This is a genomic window from Pseudorhodoplanes sp., assembly GCF_035565855.1.
GTDB lineage: Bacteria > Pseudomonadota > Alphaproteobacteria > Rhizobiales > Xanthobacteraceae > Pseudorhodoplanes.
Genome location: NZ_DATMRX010000033.1, coordinates 1 through 4742 on the forward strand (window position 1 = coordinate 1; position 4742 = coordinate 4742).

The 4742-nt window shown below is 63.3% G+C and carries 3 protein-coding genes and 1 pseudogene; 2 read left to right on the forward strand and 2 right to left on the reverse strand.

Annotated elements, in window-relative coordinates:
• Nucleotides 1-633 (reverse strand): annotated as a pseudogene (locus VN004_RS02220) (DNA topoisomerase IB); the annotation flags it as partial.
• Nucleotides 634-885: 252 nt separating this feature from the next.
• Here VN004_RS02220 and acs point away from each other — a divergent pair.
• Together acs and VN004_RS02230 are read left to right on the forward strand one after the other, a co-directional pair.
• Nucleotides 886-2832: an acetate--CoA ligase gene (acs, locus tag VN004_RS02225; protein ID WP_325606591.1), complete on the forward strand. Its 1947-nt coding sequence runs from the start codon at nucleotides 886-888 to the stop codon at nucleotides 2830-2832.
• 157 nt (nucleotides 2833-2989) lie between these two features.
• Nucleotides 2990-3502, forward strand: a complete 513-nt coding sequence (locus VN004_RS02230; RefSeq protein ID WP_325606593.1) for a L,D-transpeptidase — start codon at nucleotides 2990-2992, stop codon at nucleotides 3500-3502.
• Between the two features lie 137 nt (nucleotides 3503-3639).
• Here the strand turns inward: VN004_RS02230 and VN004_RS02235 are convergent, their stop codons facing one another.
• On the reverse strand, nucleotides 3640-4350 hold the full coding sequence (locus tag VN004_RS02235) for an alpha/beta hydrolase (RefSeq protein WP_325606595.1): 711 nt from the start codon (nucleotides 4348-4350) through the stop codon (nucleotides 3640-3642).
• Between the last annotated feature and the right edge of the window lie 392 nt (nucleotides 4351-4742).

A 4742-nucleotide genomic window follows, 5' to 3' on the forward strand; every position in this document is an offset into this window, starting at 1 on the left:
CGCATGCACCAGCCGTTCGGCGTCGCATTCCTTCTGGACCTGCTTGCCACCCTTGGCGCGGAACGACAGCACAATACATCGATCTTCGATCGACACATTCGATTTCAGCAAGGTCGTCGCACCGCGCGTGCCATGGACACGGGTATATGACTCGTTGCCCGGCCGGATTGCGGTGCGCGCTACCAGTTCGATAACAGCTGCAAGTGCAAAATCCCGGGTGGGACTATCGCCAGCCAGGATTTTTGCGACCTTCCGGCGCACCTTCGGCAGAGCATCGACCATCCGCGCCAGTCGGCGCGCCTTGCGCAGTTCGCGCAACTTTTCCCAGTCGGGGTGATAGCGATATTGCAGGCGACCGGCGGCATCGCGGCCGACGGCCTGAAGATGGGCCGAGGGATCGGGCGCGTAACGCACCTCGTCGTAGGCCGGCGGGACCGCCAGCGACGCCAGCCGCGCCACGATGTCTTTGCGCCGCAGCGGACGGCCCCGTTCGTTGATGTAGTGAAAGGCCGCGCCACGCCGCCGACGGCTCCAGACGAGATCGTCGACCCGTACCAGCGTGAGCTTCAGCCGCCGCGCCAGCGAGACCGTGGATTTCGACCAGCGAATTGTGGCCGGCGCAGCCGGCACGATGGAGGGCGATACGAGTATCTTTGTATGGCTGTCACTCACAGTGTCCTACAACGGCGGCAGCGGCAAAGTGTTCCTGTGCGAGGCACACACGGCCGCTCGGCGGACATCGGATCGGCTATTGCCGGGCTCTGACGAAAGTGGGACATCGGGAGCCCTTGTCGCTCCCGGAACGCCTGTCGCATAATTGCGGCAAATCAAGACGGACGCAGGGGAAAACGCATTTGAACCTGCGGCGTCGCCGGGAGGGATTCTATGTCGGACAAGATTTACGAGGTCACGGCCGATTGGCAGAAGCGGGCGTTCATCGATCACGCGAAATACAAGCAGATGTACGCGGACTCGATCGCCGACCCGAACAAGTTCTGGGCCGAGCAAGCCAAGCGTGTCGACTGGATCAAGCCCTTCACCAAGGTGAAGAACACCTCGTACGATCCGAACAATGTCTCGATCAAATGGTTCGAGGACGGCACGCTCAATCTCGCCTATAATTGCGTCGACCGGCATCTGGCGAAGCGCGGCAACCAGACCGCGATCATCTGGGAAGGCGACGACCCGAAGGATTCCAAGACCGTCACCTACAAGCAGCTTCATGCCGAAGTTTGCAAATTCGCGAATGTCCTGAAGGCCCAGGGCGTCAAGAAGGGCGACCGCGTCACCATTTATCTGCCGATGATCGTGGAAGCGGCTTACGCGATGCTGGCCTGCGCGCGCATCGGTGCGGTCCACTCGGTTGTGTTCGGCGGCTTCTCGCCGGATTCCATTGCCGGCCGCATCGACGACTGCAAATCGACCGTCATCGTGACCGCCGACGAAGGCTTGCGCGGCGGCCGGAAGATCCCGCTGAAGGACAATATCGACGCCGCCTGTGACAAGGCCGGTGGCGTGACCTCGGTGATCGTGGTCAAGCACACCGGAGCGCCGGTCAACATGAAGGCCGGCCGCGACATCTATTACGACGAAATCGCGAAGACCGTTCCGGCCGACTGCCCCTGCGAGGAGATGAATGCGGAGGATCCGCTGTTCATCCTCTACACCTCGGGCTCGACCGGAAAGCCGAAAGGCGTGCTGCATACCACCGGCGGTTACGCCGTCTATACGTCGATGACGCACCAGTATGTGTTCGACTATCACGACGGCGACGTCTACTGGTGCACCGCCGATGTCGGCTGGGTCACCGGCCACAGCTACCTCGTCTATGGCCCGCTGCAGAACGGCGCGATCACGCTGATGTTCGAGGGCGTGCCGAACTACCCGACCAATTCGCGGTTCTGGGAAGTCATCGACAAGCACAAAGTGAACATCTTCTACACCGCGCCGACCGCGATCCGTGCGCTGATGCAAGCCGGCGACGAACCGGTGAAGAAAACCTCCCGCGCCTCGCTCCGTCTCCTCGGCTCGGTCGGCGAACCGATCAATCCGGAAGCCTGGGAATGGTATTACCGCGTGGTCGGCGACAGCCGCTGCCCAATCGTCGATACCTGGTGGCAGACCGAGACCGGCGGCATCCTGATCACGCCGCTGCCGGGCGCCATCGCGCAGAAGCCGGGCTCGGCGACGCTGCCGTTCTTCGGCATCAAGCCTGAGATCGTCGACGCCGAGGGCAAGGTGCTGACCGGGGCCACCACCGGCAATCTCTGCATCGCCGATTCCTGGCCCGGACAGATGCGCACCGTCTATGGCGACCACCAGCGCTTCGTCGACACCTACTTCAAGACCTATCCCGGCAAGTATTTCACCGGCGACGGCTGCCGCAGGGACGAGGATGGCTATTACTGGATTACCGGCCGCGTCGACGACGTAATCAATGTCTCCGGCCACCGGATGGGCACCGCGGAGGTCGAATCGGCCCTGGTGGCGCACCCCAAAGTGTCGGAGGCCGCCGTGGTCGGCTATCCGCATCCGATCAAGGGACAGGGCATTTACGCCTATGTGACCCTGATGGCGGGCGAGACGCCGAGCGAAGACCTGAAGAAGGAACTGGTCGGCTGGGTGCGCAAGGAGATCGGCGCGATCGCAGCGCCCGACCTCCTGCAATTCGCGCCGGGCCTGCCGAAGACCCGGTCCGGCAAGATCATGCGCCGCATCCTGCGCAAGATCGCCGAGGACGATTTCAGCAACCTCGGCGACACCACCACATTGGCGGATCCGGCCGTGGTCGACGACCTCGTCAACAACCGGCAGAACCGCGCCACCGCGTAAACGCCTCTGCCGGATGAGATTCGGCAACGGACGCGTTGCCGAATTTCAACACTGTGCCTTTGTTGCCCGGACGCGCTTTTGCCGCTGCCGCGATTACGCTATTTTCCGGCCCAAATTTCGCGCCGCATTGGCCAAGGCAGAATCCGGGAATAACATCATGCGCTTACCGCTTGCCTTTTCACTTGTCCTTTCGGTGGTTGCTCCCTGCTTCGTCGCCGCAAGTCCGGCGGAAGCGCGGCAGGCCGTGTCCTTCCGCGAAGACTACATGCCGGGCACAGTGGTGGTGAAGTACAGCCAGCGCCGGCTCTATTACGTCATGGGTGGAGGCAAGGCGATCGCCTATCCGGTCGGCGTCGGCCGCGCCGGAAAGTCCTGGTTCGGCACGCGCTACATCGATGGCAAGCGGATCCGGCCGGCCTGGGCGCCGCCGCAGGAAGTCAAGCGCGACAATCCGCGGCTGCCAAACGTCATCCCCGGCGGGTCGCCTGCGAACCCGATGGGCGCGGCAGCGCTGACATTGTCCGGCGGCGAATACGCCATCCACGGCACCAACGTGCCGGGCTCGATCGGCGGCTTCGTGTCGTATGGCTGCATCCGCATGCACAATTCCGATATTCTCGATCTCTACAACCGCGTCGGTTACGGCACGCGCGTTGTGGTGACGCGCTAAGGCGCGTCGCCGACCGAATTTCCGGGGCGTCGAACGCGGACCCGATCCGCGCCAGCGATAACAAGATCGATCTGAACAGACGACGGATGGCCGGGCTCCTGCCCGGCCATTTCGTTTTCGCAAGCCGGCAGCCTGTTTCACCGGCCGGTCCTGTCCAGGATGTCCGTCAGATCGTCCGGCCGGTCGAGCATGATGTCGTGCCCGCATGGCAGCGCATGCGCATCCCAGCCGGCCTGCTTCGCCGCGTCGTAGAAACGCTTGAACGGACTTTCGCGCGGCAACACGGCGCCGTGGACATAGACGTTCGTCTTCACGCTGCGGTACGCGCCGGTGAGCCTGATCTTCTCGGTCATGGTGCCGATCGGCTGCGGCGCCGCGAGCGCATCGACCCGCGCGGCGTCGGAATCGTTGACGCCGAAATAGGCCTTGGCCGGCGGCGGCGGAATGAAGAGGCCACCATTCTCGCCAGCGCGCGCAAGAAACATCTGCGTGTTTGCGGGAATGTTGATGTCGAACAGCGACTGTCCGTCCTGCGGAACGAAGGCATCGACATAGACCAGCGCCGCGATCTTCTCCGGCATCCGATCAGCCACCGCGGTGATCACCATGCCGCCGTAGGAATGACCAGCCAGCACCACGTCCGACAGATCCTCGTAGCGGATCACGTTGCAGACGTCGGTGACGTGGGTCGAAAGCGTGATCGTGCCCGACAGAAGATGCGACCGCTCACCCGCACCGGTCAGCGTCGGCGTGAACACGATGTGACCGCGCCGGCGCAAACGCTCGGCTACGCGCGCATATTTCCAGCCGCCGCCCCAGGCGCCGTGGACGAGTACATAGGTGGCCATTGTGATTCCTCCCGCACGGTCACGGCCGGGGTCGGCCCGGCCATCCAAGTGTTCACTGGCTGCGTGCTTTTTTGCTTGATGGATGCGCCGGTCAAGTCCGCGCATGACCACAGACAAAGCTCCGCCGTCCCTATTTTTTAGCCGGCGCGGGCGCGCCCGTTATTCCATCTCGCATTCCTTCCCCTGGAAGACCCAAGGGCGCGCGGAACGCCGGGCTTTCAGCCAGCCCATGGCCTCATGCGCGATGTGTGAAAGCGCATGAGCGATAGTCACCACGGACCGCCGATTGCGTCGGCGTTCCGCGCGCGGTGTTTGAGGCTTGCTCTGCGACAACCCCGGAGGAGCGACGCCCTGGCACGGGCGGCCAACTTCCTATCCTCCGCTGGTGAGCC

Bases quoted from the DNA above. Each gene is read 5' to 3' on its own strand.
- acs (WP_325606591.1), top strand. From the start codon at position 886: ATGTCGGACAAGATTTACGAGGTCACGGCCGATTGGCAGAAGCGGGCG.
- VN004_RS02230 (WP_325606593.1), top strand. From the start codon at position 2,990: ATGCGCTTACCGCTTGCCTTTTCACTTGTCCTTTCGGTGGTTGCTCCC.
- VN004_RS02235 (WP_325606595.1), bottom strand. From the start codon at position 4,350: ATGGCCACCTATGTACTCGTCCACGGCGCCTGGGGCGGCGGCTGGAAA.